The sequence below is a fragment of the Bacillus sp. JZ39 genome (assembly GCF_053903145.1).
The window spans coordinates 3,626,395-3,642,423 of sequence record NZ_CP096389.1 but is presented as its reverse complement, the minus strand read 5'-3'; the positions used below and the strand labels follow the sequence as shown (position 1 = coordinate 3,642,423).

The window sequence follows — 16,029 nt, the reverse complement described above, 5'->3', positions numbered from 1 at the left end:
AAAAGACAATCAGTTTGCTCCTTTCTCCTCAACCTGCTGTAAATAATTGCGTCGCTTTATAGATTCTATAGAAATCCCGAATAATAACAACATAATCCCTAATCTAATCAATAATAATTCAGCCGAATCACTTAATTCCAGTACAAAACCATTTAAAAAGAGCATACCATTACATGCAAGGTAATCAATTAAAAATAAAAGAATGAATAGAAAAACTACAATGATTTGATTCAAATACAGTAAAATAAATGAAACAACATAACAAATGAAAATAAATGCAAAGACATGAGTGATGAAAGATATCGGGGTCATATACAATAGTCCCGTATCATTGAATACACATAAAGTATATAATTCACCCATAATGATAATCCCGTATACTGCTGAAAATAAAAGTGTTTTTAAAAGGTATATCATTGTTAGATAAGGTGCATTGTTTACTCGGATTACAGTATAAATTGAAAAGTAATCGGATGAGATCAAAACAGAAAATACAACGGCAGCAGGGCATAAAATAGAAACGAGATGCCAATAGGAAAAAATATTTTCCAGTACAAAACTATCATCACTACCATTTTCTTGATGAAAAAAGAAATAAACAGCAATTAACTGCAGCAGTAATGCGACGGTGATACCCGGCCACTTCATTCTTAATGTTGATTTTAGAGTATTATAATAAAACACGGCGTTTTTTTCCCCACATATAAAGTAAAGTAGTTACAATGAACACGCTAAGGTTCAAATAAATAAACTTATCTACACTCAAAAACCCTCCATCGTTAACAATATATTTCATTGGATTGTAATGGTTGTTGAGTAAAGTAAAGCCTATCAAATTAATTAAGAAAGGTATGATATAAACAAAATATTTCTTTTTAATAAAAAATGATAAAGCTAATCCAATGGAAGAGAGAATGGCACCGTACAAACCATTTAGTATAAATAAAATGAGAGTATAAATCAGCGAGTTTTCATAATAAAGGTTTGCTAAATCAGTTCCGCCCAAAACGATTGGGTCCATATAATTGACGATTCCGTCCGGATTTACTGAAGGATATGTCATCATCAGCAAGTAAAGGTTTAATAATAACGGTAAAAAAATAACCAAAAAAGAAATCACAACATTCAATCCGAATAATACTGTAAAGTATTTCTTTTTAGTTGTTTTTGTTATAACATTCATAAAAAATCCAGTATTTTTATCTTCACGGTACATACCGGACATTGGAAGTGATGCTAATAACGGAAGAATGAGAATCCAGACAGTCTGAGCTGAGGTTGTATTTCCTTCTGCAATATTCGATAAAAACGGTGAGTTATGGATTTCATAAGGAAGATTGATCTTCTGATGAAAGAAGAGTATACCTAGATAACTGACGATCATAAGAACGATACTAATGAATAAAGAAAAATAAATCTCTTTATTTTTCAATAAACGCTTTAAAAAGAAAGAAATCATGTGCGAGGCTCCTGTTTTTTTATTAAAACTCTGTGTGAGTTTTGGATAGTTTTATTTTAATAAACAATCTTGAAGAGTGGATATTATTTTTACCTTAAAAAGCGATCTTACATGTTTAATGTAAGATCGCTTTGTTTTGAGAAAGCTATTAATAGATTGTGTAATTTCCCTTAGGTTTTACGCTGTCAGGACTCCAATCAGTTGAGAAGGAATCACTGCTGCGGCTGTAACCGCCAAACCTTACGGGTACATTTCTCCCGTAATCTTCAACAGCAGTGTTGGAAAATAAGTATGTATGACCCGGGTGTACTGTTCCTTCGTGAGTTCCACCACCGGATACATTGTGCCAGTCGCGCCCGCCAGAGTGAACGTTTTTATCTGCCTCTGCCCATACATTAAATTTACCTCCATCATCTTTCTTTAGGAGATGCATATACATGTAGCTTCTATTTTGTTTTCTTCGAGCAGTTGTATAGTCGTAAGGGCTGTACCATCTGAAAGTAAAATGCACCCTTGAATCGCTCGTATTTGCTTTTGCATGAACCGCCTGTGTAACACCCAGTGAGGAAACTGCGATCCCAAACATGATGATGAGTAAACTAATCCTTTTTTTGAATTGAACTTTCAAAATAAATCCTCCATTTTTAAACTTCAATTGAAGTGATACTGAACTTAAGTCATATATATATTAGTTCAAAAAAAAGGAAAAGTAAACATATTTTTATTTTCGTATAATAAAAATTATCTTGTTTCCTATGTTTGTGGGTTAGGTAACCAATTTGAATTAGTTAGTAATAATATTTAGAGATTCAAAAAATAAAACTTTTGTCCCGATTGTTTATTTAACAAAAAAACAACCGGTGAAAACCGGTTGTTTTCATTAAATCATTCCTCGTTGTGCAACTTCAATTTGGTGTGTAGGTGCATTTGCAATAGTTGTTGCCACGAACACAGTGCTTAGAGCCAGACAAAAGAGTAATAGTTTAGACTTCAATTTCATACAAACTCACTCCTCCTTGAATAAGTTGCCTTACTTGTTCCACCTTCAAAAAATAAGCAGAAGCTTTTTGAAAATTTTTACGTTCATGATAATATTTTGCCACATCAATAGCGAAATCTTCAAGATCAGCATACAACATTTTACTTTCGAGAAAATTAAAAAATCCTTGAATTGCTTCTTCATCCGGGCCTGATAAGTATAAAGATTTCAAAAATTCAAACTCTGATAAATATATTACATCTCCGGCCTTTTGTGAATAAGCCATTCCCTTACTATGATATTCATGAGCTTTATCCATTTTTCCTAATTTATAATGGATCTGTGTAATTAAAAAATACGCTTGAGGTAAGGAAGGAAGAATATTTGATTCTTCAAAAACAGCTATTGCTCTTTTGAAATAAGGTATGGCATCCTCATATTGGCTTTGGCTGTTTTTACAAAGCCCGATATTGTACAAAGTTCTCCCCATTAATTGGGGCTGCTTTTCAGCTTCTGCCATAGAATAAGCTTTTTGAAAATGTGAGATGGCATCCTCATACTGTTTTAAATCTAAAAAATTGGTGGCAAATAAAGAATGACACTGCAGCAATCTTATATTATAAGCTTCATGTTCTTTGTATATTTCATATGCTTGCCGTGCATAGTCCATTGAAAAATACGTTTGTTTCATATAGTAATAAGATTCAGACATCTTAAAGAAAAACTCAGCTTTCTCTATCCGATCCTTAACGAATATCAGCTTGCTTTCGGCCTTTTTGAAAAATTTAATAGCCGACAGATATTCCCGCTGGTCCAGCTCATACATGCCTCTGAAGAAATTAAAATAGTACTCAAGCAGACCAGTTAAACGAGCCTGTTTTTTATCAATCTCAAGCAGCAGATCAGACAGTCTCGGCTGTTCCTCAATCCTCATTTTTTCTAACGGTTCAAGGTACTCAAGCATTAGGTTGTGCCGAAACTCCATCAGTGAATAGTACAAATGAAGGTCTTGATCTTCTTCCATTTGATCCAGCTCTTGCTTGATTTCTCGTCGCAAATATTCTGCATCGGGTATGCTGAATCGGCGTATGTACATATACCATTCGTTAATCTTTTCTCCGATGGAAGAAGAAGATATGACACCTGTCACGTTTGCAAATCCCTCCCTTCATAATTCTATATATGTCATATTTTATCATCAACATTCTTGTGAGAAGCGCAAAAAAACCGCAATTTTTTCTTTCGTTACACCGCATGTTTGGAGATATATTTTCAAAAAGAAGCTTTTACCCTCAGTAATTTGTACAAGCAAACACGTTACTCTTCCATATTCTGTTATATCTGCGTGAGCAGTGTATGTCTGAAAAGGAAGTGAAGGAATGAGAAAAAATAAGCTTTCCTTTAAAGAAAAAGCAGGAGCAGAACAAGAAGAGTGCTTATGTTTTTGTGAGGGAGAAGCAAGCCGAGAAGCCATGTTTCAAGCGCCGATTGAGTTACCTGAAGGATTTGTCGTTGATCCGGCTGAAGCTGTTGCAAACGTGACGTGGAATGCAGACAGCCTTTCTTGTGTCAGTGACCGTTGCTTAATTCAAACGGGGCCAGAGCCTGATGAGGTCGGTGTTCAATTTGCAGTGCGCCTGCAGGGAACCGTTACGCTACTCGTCAGTGTCTCACCTGTGCGAAATCAATATGGACAAGGGGACGGGGCTGTTTCCGTCATTCACAATGCAGAAATCGATCAAGTCGTCTATTATTCCGATGAACCGGATGATTGCCCGGATATCAGTGACATCACGATTGAGAACCTTGTTGTTGTTCCGCCGTTTTACGGCAGTCCTTTATCGGTGACGGGGACGATTGTGCTTGTACCGGAGCCGGAACCCGTCTACGCGTTTACAGCGAATCCAAATGATCAATCAGTTTCTGTGATTGATACAAACACCCATACTGTTGTGACAACGATTGCTCTTCCGTACAATCCGGCAGGTATTGAAATTACGCCAGATAAAAGCGCTGTGTTTGTCTTACATCCCAACAATAATGTGATTTCTGTCATCGATTATGACACATTAACTGTGACAGCAACTATATTGCTGGATCAGCCGCCTCGATTGATTAGATTTATCCCTAATCATGAGTTTGCTTATGTTTTCACCGGTACTGCCATTTATGTGATTGGAATTGATACGTTGACTGTTGAGAGGTCTATTCCTGTAGAAGGTTTTGATATTGCAATTGACCCCAATGGGTTGTTCGCCTATGTTCTTAATTTTGGGTTAGTGCAAAAAGTGGACTTATCTACCGGTGAAGTCTTAGGAACGATTGAACGAGAGCTTATCGTATCATCCATAGAAACAGATTCTACGGAGCGGTATGCGTATGTATTAGAACAAGAATTCTTATTCAATTATTTGACGGTTATTGATTTAAATACGTTTACGATCAGGGATACCCAAGAGCTGGAGCCTGACGGGCTATATGTAATGTTTACGAGTGGATCAGAGGTGTATTTACATGACAGCTTCACTGGCAATTTATATTCTGTCAGTCCGAATGGAGCAGGTGTAATTGGAAATCTTCCGCAATCAGCAACAGACTATGCGTTTACCCCGAATGGCGATTTTCTGTATGCAACTCGTTTTATAGAGCAGAGCATCATTGTTTACAACACAGATGATTATTCTGAGGAAACTGTGATATCTCTTGGGGTTTCACCGGGTGCCATTACGATTTAACCGCTGCATGTTGTGCATTTCTAAAAGGACGTGAAATCATGAAAAAGAATGATCTTTCTGCTTTACAGGAAAATTGTTTCTGTTTTTGTGATGAGGAAATTAGCCGGGAAGCGCCGTTTCAAGTGCCGATAGATATCCCTGAGGGCTTCAAGGTTGATTCGGCAGAAGCGTCAGCGGCTGTTACATGGAGTACAGACAATTTGTCCTGTATCAGTGAGCCTTGCTTAATCCAGACTGGGCCGGAACCAGAAGATATCGGTGTTCGATATGCCGTGAGAGTACAAGGGACCATTACGCTTCTTGTCAGTGTGTCGCCTGTACGAAATCAATATGGACAAGGAGACGGGGCTGTTTCGGTGATTCATACCGAAGAGATTGATCAAGTTGTTTATTATGCAGCACAGTCTGACCGCTGTCCTGATTTTAGTCAAATGACAGTGGAAGATCTTCTCATTGTACCGCCTTTCTACGGCAGTCCGCTTACGGTGGCCGGGACACTTGTTTTACCGCCATCGCCAGACCCTCAATCATATGTGTTTACTGCCAATACTGGAGACAGCACGGTTTCGGTCATTGATGCAGATTTAAACACTGTTGTAAAAACAATCCCGTTTTCTGCTGTGCCAACTAATCTAGGCGTTACTTTCGATAAAGCATTCACGTATATCCTCCATGGAAATACCAACCTTGTCTCAGTGATTGATAATAAAACATTAACTATCATAAATACCATTACTGTTGGAGGAGGGCCGAGAAAAATCGAATTTGATCCAACAGATGAGTTCGCATACGTGATGGCCGCCGGATCTATATATGTGATTAACACGGCCTCTCAATCGGTCATTGATGTCATTCCGATACCCGGCGCTTTAGACTTTGCTCTTGATCCGAATGGACAGTATGTCTATACCGCTAATGGAAGCAGTTGGTCGGTTGATAAATATGATGTAAATACTGGGCAGTTGGTAGAAAGTATCATAGATTCATTTGAATTTCCCAGTTTAATTGCAACTCCTTACGCTGGAAATTTTGCGTACGTGTTGAATGGTGAGTTGTGGCCGAAAGGTGTAACGGAGATTAGTTTGTCTCCATTAAGCAGGGGAGGGGACTTCAGCCGTTTATTTGAAACGCTGATGACGATTGTATTTTCTCTCGATAGTACTAGAGCTTATTTTCTAGAGCCATATAGTGAACCGTTTCTCATTAATAACTTATATGTAGTTAATACGGCCAGACAGAGGATCATTGCAAACGTGTCTCTCCCCGGCGCCTTTGACCTCGCCGTAACGCCGGACAAACAGTATATTTATGCGGCACAGCCCAACGACAATGCTGTGACCGTGTACCGCACAAGTGATTATACAGCCGTGACGGTGATTCCGGTTGGCGCGGGTCCGTCTGCGATTGCGATGTAGCTATTTTATAGATCAAGAGAAGCGGTGCTGCGATAAGAGAATCGTTTATAAATAAATGATCCGATTTGCTGAATGGCAGCCAGGATAATCAGAAACAGCAGTTCACTTATAGAGAAACTGAGCATCCACCAAATCCCGGCTGCGGCCAGCGCTCCCGCAAACACTTTTCTGAACAGGCTGCCGTGCCGGAAAAGCTGCCGCAAATAAGTTCGCATGCAAAACAATAAATACAGAATCAGTAGCATCGCAAGTCCCATTGAAAGGGCAGGGGGCGTGTGAAGGCGGAAAGGGACGGCTTTAACGATTTCGAACATGCAGCCGAATATGATGACTTGGCACAACACGGCAGCCATCACGTATGTTTGGCGGACGTTTTTATAGCTGTCACGCAGCGATTTGACGTCTTCTGCATATCGGCTGCACAAGTTGTGTTGCTGAAAGTCACAGCAGCTTTGATGAGACTGTGTGAGTTTCTGAAAAGCTGCTGTCATGTTTTTCACGGATTGGGTGACATAATGAAGATAGAGAAAAGCAGGCAGCATCAGGAGGGCAGCGGTACAAGCCAGCAGCCCGAGCCGCACAGCGTCATTGTTGATCATCTGTACATATTGGGCGGCGGCTTCGGCAACGGCCTGAACCCAGCCGAAGGAATAAGCCGCCATACCTATAAGCAGCAATAAAAGGGTAAAGACAGTGCTTTTTTTCATTGTCTGATCGCCTCTTTCTGAGAAACGTGAATGATCGCTTTGTTAGAAGATGCCATTGCATCAATGAGAGACAAGAAAACCTGCGCATCCATATCTTGAATGATGTGGTACATGTCAAGAAACGAGCAATCGCACCTGTCACACTCGGCTGCCCACTCGAAGCATTTACGCACATAATCGCTGTCATAAATGATCGCGTCAGTCAAAGAGTGCTTGCCGTATTGAAGCCAGGACGTAACCTGTTCTTTCTGCTGCGTGACATAGTATGATGCGACATCGATATAAGCTGAAGAATGGGTCCCTTGACTGTGAAGGATCAAGAAACCGCCATCCTCATATATATAAGTCTCGGCTGACAAGCGATCGATTTCTAGGCGGTACGTTTGCTGAATCTCTTGAAAAAACGGTGAATCTAATTGAAATAGAATACGAGACGCGATATCCCAATAAAGCTTTATCGTCAACAGATCGTTTTGCCTGAGAAGTGCGCCGATCTGTAATCCGGTCCAGGTATCTTCCATCCGCTCCTCATCACCCAGCACCATTTTTTGTGAGAGGGCTGGAGGGCATGCCGGGATGATTTTTCTTTCAGCATGATAATCCGGACGCTTTTCCAGCTGGAGGTGAGGAGGCAAAAGCGTTTCTGTATTTTCTGAGCCTCCAATTAAAAACAGCGTCATCCGATGGGCTTGGTAGGCAGCCTTATAGGCTTTTTGTAAATCATTGATGTCCAGCGCCTCAATATCTTCGATTCTGCCTGCAGGGAAAACGGCAGCTGGTGAGGAGGGAGAAAGCATGCTGATCAGCTGATAATGATATGAGAGCTGATGGTTAAGGTGTGCTGTTTGAATTTCGCTTGTAATCACAGCTTTTTCCTGAGCGACAATCTTCTTGTCAAATGAGTGGTTCCATAAAGCATCAAGCAGGATGGGGATCGTTTGTCTGAGCCGATCCGGTAATGAGGTAAACATGAAATTGGTATCGGTGTAGGTAGTGAATGCGTTTAAAAGCGCGCCATGCGCAAAAAAATCACTGTACAGATTGCGGCCGTTATGCCAGAAGAGAAGATGCTCTAAAAAATGCGCTGTGCCATACGGAAGCAGTGTATCACCGGATTCTGCCCGTATACATACATCCCGGCTTCCAAAATCGATTTTTACATTGCACAGCCGCAGGTGGGCGCGGGGGAATTTCAATCTGAATATTTTTAGTCCGCTGTCTGTGTATCTGATATCGGTTCGTTCATCCAGTTGTTGAAAAAAGGCTTTCTTTTCCATCTCTTCATCCCCTTACTACATGAGCTCCGATATAATTGATGGTCGCTATGAATTGCAATACATCACGGCATGTAACCGCTGAGATGCCATCCAGCAAGGCTTCTTTCGTGCAGGAGAAGCGGCGCAGGATCCCCATATAGGCCAATAGACCTTCGGGAGAATCGAATTGCAGCAGCAATTCATTGCGTAAAAACTGCTTTGCCTGTTCTAGTTCCCGCTCATCTGTATGAAAAGCTGAGACAGCTTCCAAAACGCGCGGGGGAATGTCTTTCTCATGAAGCTGATCTGTACATATTGAAACAAGCAGCAAATTGTTCATGACATCGTAACGGGTGATAACGTGATAGACTGCCAGATCCTTCTCTCTGAAGTGCTTGAATAAAGCGGAATGGCCGTACTTTCCCAGTAATCCGTCTATTAGCAGTATTTTGATATAATCGCTGGCATCTTTCATCTCTCCGAAGTCAAATCCGAGTGTCAAGACGGAAGGACCTGCAGCGCTGCGTGTCTCTGTTTCAAAAACATGCCGGTTTACGGGTATTCTTCCGGACGTTACAGCGGACGTTTGCGGGGCATGTCCCCGAACATCACATGCTTGTACTTGTCCCAATATGTTCAGCTGTTTTTGCTGGGACACTAAATCAACGATAAAGTCCGTTGCGTCGAGAAACCGTTTAGGATGAATCGCCTTTATCCTGTCTCTCCGGCCAAACATGCGTGTGCCGTACATCGGGTTTCCGAAGACCTCCTCAGCCAAGCGCGCCGCCGAGTAGGAGAAGGGATCAGTGAATTTCTTTTCGATTCTCAGCAGCAGCTCATTCCTGGCCTTTTCAACTGCTTCGAATGAAAGAGAAGAAGGGAAAGACAAGTCTGCAAAAGTTTTCAGCAGGGCGTCAACATGAAGATTCCCGTTATATAATGGGTGAATCAAACGGGTCCCGCAGGTTTTCAGCTGCTGATCAAAAAAGAGATTTGCTGAGTACATGAAACGGCTGCCGGCAGCACAACCGAAAGCGTCAATGATTTGCTCCTTCAGGTACGCGGCGGCGCCGTAAAAATAAATTGTTTCTTCCTCAGGTTCCGCCGCGCTTTCGATCGGTTTCAGAAAGCTCGCGGCGATTGATATAGTTGAAAATTGATGAGTCTTCAGCAGGTTAACTTCCAAGCCGTTCTCTTTTGCTTGTATCAAAGAAACCACCATCCTGTTTTTGCAGGTAATAGACTATGACCAGACCGGCTATCGGAATGACCGCCAAGGATACAGCGGTGCCGGCTAATGTGGCTAAGAATAGGGGAAGACAAAACAGATAAGACCGATATTTTGAGAAACCGCTCCATAGCTGCTGCTCCGTCTGCCAGCTGAAGGAGGGCCTTTTTTCATCCGCAGTTAACCTGATAAAAGCTCCCGCCAGCAGCAACTCAATGCACTGCAAAAAAGTGAGAACTGAAATCGGACGGCCGCTGATGAAACCCACAATCATCACGACAAGGAGAAATCCGCCTGCCAATAGGCCTGAATAAAAGCGATATTTCGCCCAAAACATCATTTTCCGCTTGATCGGAAGTGTGATGAGCAGCATCCGGTCATTTTTTTCAATCGAGTACAAAAGGGCGATCGGCGAGCAGATGAGCAAAAGCGCGGAAATCACGATATAAATCACTTGCTGATTGAAGATGCCGGTATTCATCATCTGGAACGAAAAGAAGCCGCTGAATACCGCCATTACCGCGTAATTTAACAGCATCGCTTTAGAAGAGATAAATCGGTTCCACTCTCTTTTGTAAAACGAAAATTCAGATCGCCGCATAAATGAATGCATCTTGCCCTGCTGCGGAGGCGCCTGCAGAAAGACAGGAAAGTCAATGATCACCGCCCACAGCATATGCACCGCGCAAAGCGGAAGCGTGGCGGCCGGCATCAAAGCGGCGCTGAGACATACACAGGCGAATATCGCCGCATGCAGCAGAAACATCAAGTTCTTCTTTTTGACGAAGTGGTTGCTTAGCACAACTCCGAAAATAATGGAGTAAACGGTAAAAAACGAAAACCTGCCGAGCCAAAACAATGTTTGCGCCCCTGACAGCGTTCCGTTTCCAAATAAGAACAGCGGTAAAATAAAAAAGAATAAAGTTCTTCTCAAACAGGTATCGACAAACAAAACGACACTCTGGGCGAGCCAAAAGCTCCGTGAAGAAATCGGCAGCAGGCAGCTCAGTTTCATATAAGATTCCTTCCATTGAGATGTCACAGAAAGAAACACCATATATGCGTTCATTAAGAGAAGCGCGAGTATGATATACGTTTTGCGCAACACCGATTCATCAATGCCGGCCTGGCGGATCAGCCCGATTTCAAACACGGCCAGAATGACAAGGCCTGCGGCAATGCGGATGGCGTCCTTTTTCCCTTGCCGGCTGTAAAGCTGTTTGAACAGCAAAGACATGATGGGGATTATGTTATTCATGGCCGATCACCTCGAAAAATTCCCGCCGCAGATCGGTCTCCTCTCCAATCGGAATGACCTTTTGGATCTGTTTGTTGTGAAGAATAGCCGCATAATCACAAAATCTTTGCACGACATCGAGCAGATGAGAAGAAAACAAAATGGTCCCGCCTGCTTCACAGTACTCGCGCATTTTCTGATAAAAAACCTCTATCGATTCCACATCCAAACCGACGAGCGGCTCATCCAAAATAAACAGGGGAGCGCGCAGCAATAAGCCTGTCATCAATACAACCTTTTGCCTGTTCCCCAAGGACAGCTCCGAAATTCTCCTGTTGATGTATTTCGAAAAATGAAAGGCCTCGGCCAAACTGGCAAACTGCTGCTCTGAAAAATCCTTTTGATAAAGCGAATGGACGAAAGACACATAGTCCTTCGCCGTAATTTCTGTAAATAGCAGCGGATAATCGGCGGCGAAGTAACGGTGAGTCTTCAGCTGATCTGATGTTTTCTGCGGCATGCCGGCCTCCGCTTCAATTCCGCACAGTGTAAAGCGCCCGCTGAAATTGCGGTTCACGCCTGTCAGCGTATTAATCAGTGTCGTTTTTCCGGCGCCGTTTACCCCAAGCAACCCGTAAACGGCGCCTTTTTCTAAATGTAAATCCACTTGTTCTAAGATGACGTTGTCCCGTTCATACCAAACGGATACATCGTGTATATCCAAAATGCTCATCGCGAGTCAGCCTTCCGCGCGCGCATCCCGAACAGAATGGCAATGGCAATGAAAATCAGCGTAAACAGATAATCGCTTTTGACAAAATAGACGACTGCGCCGATGACAAAGATAAATGAAAGGATATACAGTAAAATTCTTCTTTGTGCTGGTGACAAATCGTTTCCCTCCTAAATAAGCTGGACCACGTCTTCTAATTGTTCATTTTTCGCCCAAGAGCAAATGTTTTTCCGGTGATATTTGTTAGAGTTCAGCCCTTTTAAGTAACAGCCTCCGCAATAGCCGCTGAACGGGCATTTGTCTTTCATGCAATGTTCGCTGAACCGCGGCGCTTGCGCTTGCCACAATTTATGGACGAGAGGGGAGTTAAAGATGCTTTCATAGGAATCATGAAAAATATTTCCCAATGAAAATTCCTTTGGAAAGAGGGCGCAAGGACGTACTTCGCCGAACGGGCTGATCACAATGGACTTCCAGCCAGCGCCGCAATTTGCCGCGCGTTTTCGTTCATAAGGAATAATCGGAATCAGATCTTTAAACTCATCAATCACATTTTGCTCGTATTCCATAAACTTGCGGTGCTGCTCGGCGTCTTTCGTTGGATGGACAATATCCCTGCCTCTTCCGAAATCGTCAACCCAATTGTAAGAGAACGCCTTCGCCCCGAGATCCCGAACCTTTTGGGCCATATCGTGGATTTCCCACATGTTTTTTTCGAAGACAGACATGGCGACTCTGACAAATATACCGTGGTCACTCAACAATTTTATCGTTTTACAAGTTTGGGCAAAAGAGCCTTTTCTCCCTCTAAAGGAGTCATGGACCTCGGAATTGACACTATCAAGAGAAATGCCGACGATGATTTTTTGCTTGTAAGCCTTCAAAAGCTCCAAACTCTCTTTTCGCATGAGTGTTCCGTTTGTTAAGACAGCGACTTTTTTGAACTTTTTACACACATAGTCAAGAATCTCATTGGCGTTTGGATGGACAAAAATTTCTCCGCCTGTGATTTCGCATGTCAATACACCGTTATCAAACAGCATATCAGCCGTTTTTTTGAATTGCTCAATCGACACGGTGCCGAGCGCTTCAGGTGAGCTTTCCAAATAACAGTGGGCGCATTTCAAATTACAGCGGTGCGTCAGTTCAAAGGTGGCGTGGAGCGGCATCGGAAATTCATTGCTTCCGCTCGTGGTGATTGTATGGCGGCTGGCCCGGTTTCCAAGCTGAATAACCTGCTTGTTCTGGAGCATGTTGAGCATGTCGTAATACCAATCTTTATGGTCTTCCGGTGATTCATCATACACTGCACATTGCTCAGCTAAAATCTGCTCAGCTGTTTTTTGGCCATCCATGCGCATGCAGAGCTCGTAAGCCGTTTTGTTGAGATCCAAATACTCAAAGTCAGAAATGGAGACATTATCGCGCAAGTAGTCGATTTCTAACACGCCGCCCTCAGGAAGCTGGTGAACTCTTACACTTTCATTAATAAATGGAAACATCTGCTCTATAAACAAAATACCATCCCCTATACATATGATTCAAATGAAAAACGGTTGTGTATGTATATCCAAGAGGTAGATTTTAGTTAAAAATTGTAATTTACTTAAAAAGGGCATAGTAGAATGACTATGCCCTTTTGGGAGATCCTTACCCCCATAGACCGAATAGACCTGTTGCACCGGCAATTTCAAAATCAGGGATAGGACCGTCCACTAGACAAGCGGCTCCGATCGAGCATGTTGCACAACCTTTGTTTTCTACAATGACAGCTTTTTTCATAATTGAATCCTCCCTTTTTTTGTTTTTCTAGCAGATCTATGTTGTACTTTTATCTTAAAACTATCAAATTACTAATTCAATACATATAATTTGAAAAAAATGTGAAAAGGAAATGATAGATTTCGGAAAAATGTAACATTTCCTAAAGGTAATTAGTGATATGATTTTCTCTTCTATATAAGGAAATGCTTTTTATGAGGTTTATCTTCAAATCTGATGAGCAATGATGGTAAGATAGAAGCAGTTGAAGTTTACAAACCGAATGATTATACTATTCAAGTCAAAGTGGAATGATGAAAAGGACGTGTCAGAATGAAGCAAGAGACACCGATAACACTCCATGTGAAGTCTGTGATCGAGGATGACGGAAACCAAGAAGTCATCGAATTCCGCACCACCGGATTTTACTATGTAAAACAAAATAAAGTGTATCTATCTTATTATGAAGAACACGACTTAGGCAAAGTCAAAACGATTGTGAAAGTAAGCGAAGGCGAAGTCCTGGTCATGAGGTCAGGCGCTGTCAAAATGAATCAGCGTTTCGTAACGGGAGCTTCCACAATTGCTAAATATAAAATGTCATTTGGTGAGCTTGAGCTGAAAACAAGCACAAAATCGATTCAATCTGATCTCGATGAAGAAAAAGGCCGTATCAGCATCGCATATGACATGCATGTCGGAGACGAGCAGGAGCATTTACATAATATGACGATCACGTATGAGGGAGGAACTCACGCATGAACATTGCGGAACAAATGAAGGACGTGCTGAAAGAAGAAATTAAAGCGGCCGTTCTGAAAGCGGGACTGGCTGAAGAAAGCCAGATTCCCAATGTTGTTTTAGAAACACCGAAAGATAAAACACACGGCGACTACTCAACGAATATGGCGATGCAGCTGGCAAGAGTGGCAAAAAAAGCGCCGCGTCAAATCGCTGAAGAGATTGTCGCTCATTTTGATAAAGGAAAGGCTTCGATTGAAAAACTGGATATCGCCGGCCCGGGTTTTATCAATTTCTATATGAACAATCAATATTTAACAAAGCTGATTCCGTCTGTACTGGAAGCAGGGGAAGCATACGGGGAAACAAACATCGGAAACGGTGAACGAGTTCAGGTAGAATTCGTATCAGCGAATCCGACGGGAGACCTTCACCTCGGGCATGCGCGCGGGGCGGCTGTCGGCGATTCCTTGTGCAACGTGCTTTCAAAAGCGGGTTACGATGTAAGCCGCGAATACTACATTAACGATGCGGGAAACCAAATCAACAATCTGGCGCTTTCTGTTGAAGTCCGTTACTTTGAAGCGCTCGGATTGGAAAAACCGATGCCGGAGGATGGCTACCGCGGCGAGGATATCATTGCGATCGGAAAGCGTCTCGCTGAGGAATACGGTGACCGTTTCGTTAACGAAGAGGAAAGTGAACGCCTCGCGTTTTTCCGTGAATACGGCCTGAAATACGAGCTGGACAAGCTTCGCAAGGACTTGGAAAACTTCCGTGTGCCGTTTGATGTGTGGTATTCCGAAACTTCACTGTACCAAAATGGAAAAATCGACACGGCGCTTGAAGCGCTCCGCGAAAAAGGCCATGTCTATGAAGAAGACGGCGCGACTTGGTTCCGTTCCACGACGTTCGGCGATGATAAAGACCGCGTATTGATCAAGAAGGACGGCACGTACACGTACCTGCTTCCTGATATCGCGTACCATAAGGACAAGCTTGACCGCGGCTTTGATAAGCTGATCAATGTTTGGGGCGCCGATCACCACGGCTACATCCCGCGTATGAAAGCGGCAATCGAAGCACTGGGCTATGAAAAAGGAACGCTTGAAGTAGAAATCATTCAGCTCGTTCACCTTTACAAAAACGGCGAGAAAATGAAAATGAGCAAACGGACCGGTAAAGCCGTAACGATGCGTGACCTGATTGAAGAAGTCGGCTTGGATGCTGTTCGTTACTTCTTTGCAATGCGAAGTGCGGACACCCATATGGATTTTGACTTAGATCTTGCTGTATCAACATCTAACGAAAACCCTGTGTATTATGCACAATACGCGCATGCCCGTATTTGCAGCATGCTTCGCCAAGGGGAAGAGCAGGGACTTAAACCGGCGGCAGATCTTGATTTCAGCCATATTCAATCAGAAAAAGAATACGATCTGCTGAAAACGATCGGCGGCTTCCCAGAGGCAGTGGCGGAAGCAGCAGAAAAACGAATTCCGCACCGTGTCACAAACTATATTTATGATCTGGCTTCTGCTCTGCACAGCTTCTACAACGCAGAGAAAGTCATCGACCCTGAAAATGAAGAGAAAAGCCGCGCGCGCCTGGCTTTAATGAAGGCAACGCAAATTACGCTGAACAATGCGCTTCAGCTGATCGGCGTATCGGCTCCGGAAAAAATGTAATCACGATCAAAAGGACAAAGTCTTCGGGCTTTGTCCTTTTTTTATGAGAAAAACGTGTGATGTAATTCACAATCCTGTTTGGCGAGTTTT

Annotated in this window: 18 protein-coding genes and 1 pseudogene; 5 read left to right on the top strand and 14 right to left on the bottom strand. The window is 42.6% G+C overall.

What is annotated here, in order from left to right; genetic code table 11:
- Positions 1 to 9: 9 nt before the first annotated feature.
- The 5 genes from M1D65_RS18675 to rapF all read right to left on the bottom strand — a co-directional run bounded on the left by M1D65_RS18675 (position 10) and on the right by rapF (position 3,588).
- Complete coding sequence (locus M1D65_RS18675; RefSeq protein WP_021480844.1) at positions 10 to 684, bottom strand: hypothetical protein; 675 nt, start codon at positions 682 to 684, stop codon at positions 10 to 12.
- Entirely contained in the window at positions 671 to 1,459 is a 789-nt protein-coding gene (locus tag M1D65_RS18670) for a membrane protein (protein WP_015714893.1), read from the bottom strand. The genes M1D65_RS18675 and M1D65_RS18670 overlap by 14 nt, the downstream gene beginning before the upstream one ends.
- 148 nt (positions 1,460 to 1,607) lie before the next feature.
- Positions 1,608 to 2,087: a hypothetical protein gene (locus M1D65_RS18665; protein ID WP_015714892.1), complete on the bottom strand. Its 480-nt coding sequence runs from the start codon at positions 2,085 to 2,087 to the stop codon at positions 1,608 to 1,610.
- 252 nt (positions 2,088 to 2,339) lie between these two features.
- Entirely contained in the window at positions 2,340 to 2,459 is a 120-nt protein-coding gene (gene phrF / locus M1D65_RS18660; RefSeq protein ID WP_085185514.1) for a phosphatase RapF inhibitor PhrF, read from the bottom strand.
- Entirely contained in the window at positions 2,443 to 3,588 is a 1,146-nt protein-coding gene (gene rapF, locus M1D65_RS18655; protein WP_038829812.1) for a response regulator aspartate phosphatase RapF, read from the bottom strand. Before rapF ends, phrF begins: the two co-directional genes overlap by 17 nt.
- 2 nt (positions 3,589 to 3,590) lie before the next feature.
- Here rapF and M1D65_RS18650 point away from each other — a divergent pair.
- The 3 genes and pseudogenes from M1D65_RS18650 (at position 3,591) to M1D65_RS18640 (ending at position 6,588) form a co-directional block, all read left to right on the top strand.
- Positions 3,591 to 3,821: pseudogene (locus M1D65_RS18650) on the top strand (hypothetical protein).
- Positions 3,818 to 5,173 (top strand): YncE family protein, encoded by a 1,356-nt coding sequence (locus tag M1D65_RS18645; RefSeq protein ID WP_015250986.1) that lies wholly within the window; start codon positions 3,818 to 3,820, stop codon positions 5,171 to 5,173. Before M1D65_RS18650 ends, M1D65_RS18645 begins: the two are co-directional and overlap by 4 nt.
- A gap of 38 nt (positions 5,174 to 5,211) precedes the next feature.
- Positions 5,212 to 6,588 (top strand): YncE family protein, encoded by a 1,377-nt coding sequence (locus M1D65_RS18640; protein ID WP_014481223.1) that lies wholly within the window; start codon positions 5,212 to 5,214, stop codon positions 6,586 to 6,588.
- Between the two features lie 5 nt (positions 6,589 to 6,593).
- Here M1D65_RS18640 and albG read toward each other — a convergent pair whose 3' ends face one another.
- From albG to sboA, 9 genes are read right to left on the bottom strand one after another with little or no spacing between them, the layout of a single operon-like run.
- Positions 6,594 to 7,295: an antilisterial bacteriocin subtilosin biosynthesis protein AlbG gene (gene albG, locus M1D65_RS18635; RefSeq protein WP_046160959.1), complete on the bottom strand. Its 702-nt coding sequence runs from the start codon at positions 7,293 to 7,295 to the stop codon at positions 6,594 to 6,596.
- Positions 7,292 to 8,572, bottom strand: a complete 1,281-nt coding sequence (locus M1D65_RS18630) for a M16 family metallopeptidase (RefSeq protein WP_456270679.1) — start codon at positions 8,570 to 8,572, stop codon at positions 7,292 to 7,294. The genes albG and M1D65_RS18630 overlap by 4 nt, the downstream gene beginning before the upstream one ends.
- Positions 8,573 to 8,576: 4 nt before the next feature.
- Positions 8,577 to 9,737 carry an antilisterial bacteriocin subtilosin biosynthesis protein AlbE gene (gene albE / locus M1D65_RS18625; protein ID WP_456270873.1) on the bottom strand — a complete coding sequence of 387 codons (1,161 nt, stop codon included), beginning with the start codon at positions 9,735 to 9,737 and terminating at the stop codon, positions 8,577 to 8,579.
- Positions 9,727 to 11,037, bottom strand: a complete 1,311-nt coding sequence (gene albD / locus M1D65_RS18620; RefSeq protein WP_128740807.1) for an antilisterial bacteriocin subtilosin biosynthesis protein AlbD — start codon at positions 11,035 to 11,037, stop codon at positions 9,727 to 9,729. The genes albE and albD overlap by 11 nt, the downstream gene beginning before the upstream one ends.
- The gene (locus M1D65_RS18615; protein WP_003227564.1) at positions 11,030 to 11,749 is read right to left on the bottom strand and encodes an ABC transporter ATP-binding protein; all 720 of its coding nucleotides are present in this window, start codon (positions 11,747 to 11,749) and stop codon (positions 11,030 to 11,032) included. The genes albD and M1D65_RS18615 overlap by 8 nt, the downstream gene beginning before the upstream one ends.
- Positions 11,746 to 11,907, bottom strand: coding sequence for an antilisterial bacteriocin subtilosin biosynthesis protein AlbB (albB, locus tag M1D65_RS18610; protein WP_003222006.1), 162 nt, complete (start codon positions 11,905 to 11,907; stop codon positions 11,746 to 11,748). Before albB ends, M1D65_RS18615 begins: the two co-directional genes overlap by 4 nt.
- Positions 11,908 to 11,919: 12 nt before the next feature.
- Positions 11,920 to 13,266 carry a subtilosin maturase AlbA gene (gene albA, locus M1D65_RS18605; RefSeq protein WP_015714887.1) on the bottom strand — a complete coding sequence of 449 codons (1,347 nt, stop codon included), beginning with the start codon at positions 13,264 to 13,266 and terminating at the stop codon, positions 11,920 to 11,922.
- A gap of 24 nt (positions 13,267 to 13,290) precedes the next feature.
- Positions 13,291 to 13,443 carry a bacteriocin-like protein SboX gene (gene sboX / locus M1D65_RS18600; RefSeq protein WP_010886632.1) on the bottom strand — a complete coding sequence of 51 codons (153 nt, stop codon included), beginning with the start codon at positions 13,441 to 13,443 and terminating at the stop codon, positions 13,291 to 13,293.
- Positions 13,400 to 13,531, bottom strand: coding sequence for a subtilosin A (gene sboA / locus M1D65_RS18595; RefSeq protein ID WP_003222002.1), 132 nt, complete (start codon positions 13,529 to 13,531; stop codon positions 13,400 to 13,402). Before sboA ends, sboX begins: the two co-directional genes overlap by 44 nt.
- Before the next feature lie 312 nt (positions 13,532 to 13,843).
- Here sboA and M1D65_RS18590 point away from each other — a divergent pair, with 312 nt between their 5' ends.
- The gene (locus tag M1D65_RS18590; protein WP_003243604.1) at positions 13,844 to 14,272 is read left to right on the top strand and encodes a DUF1934 domain-containing protein; all 429 of its coding nucleotides are present in this window, start codon (positions 13,844 to 13,846) and stop codon (positions 14,270 to 14,272) included.
- Positions 14,269 to 15,939, top strand: coding sequence for an arginine--tRNA ligase (gene argS, locus M1D65_RS18585; RefSeq protein ID WP_015250994.1), 1,671 nt, complete (start codon positions 14,269 to 14,271; stop codon positions 15,937 to 15,939). The genes M1D65_RS18590 and argS overlap by 4 nt, the downstream gene beginning before the upstream one ends.
- The last annotated feature ends 90 nt before the right edge of the window (positions 15,940 to 16,029 follow it).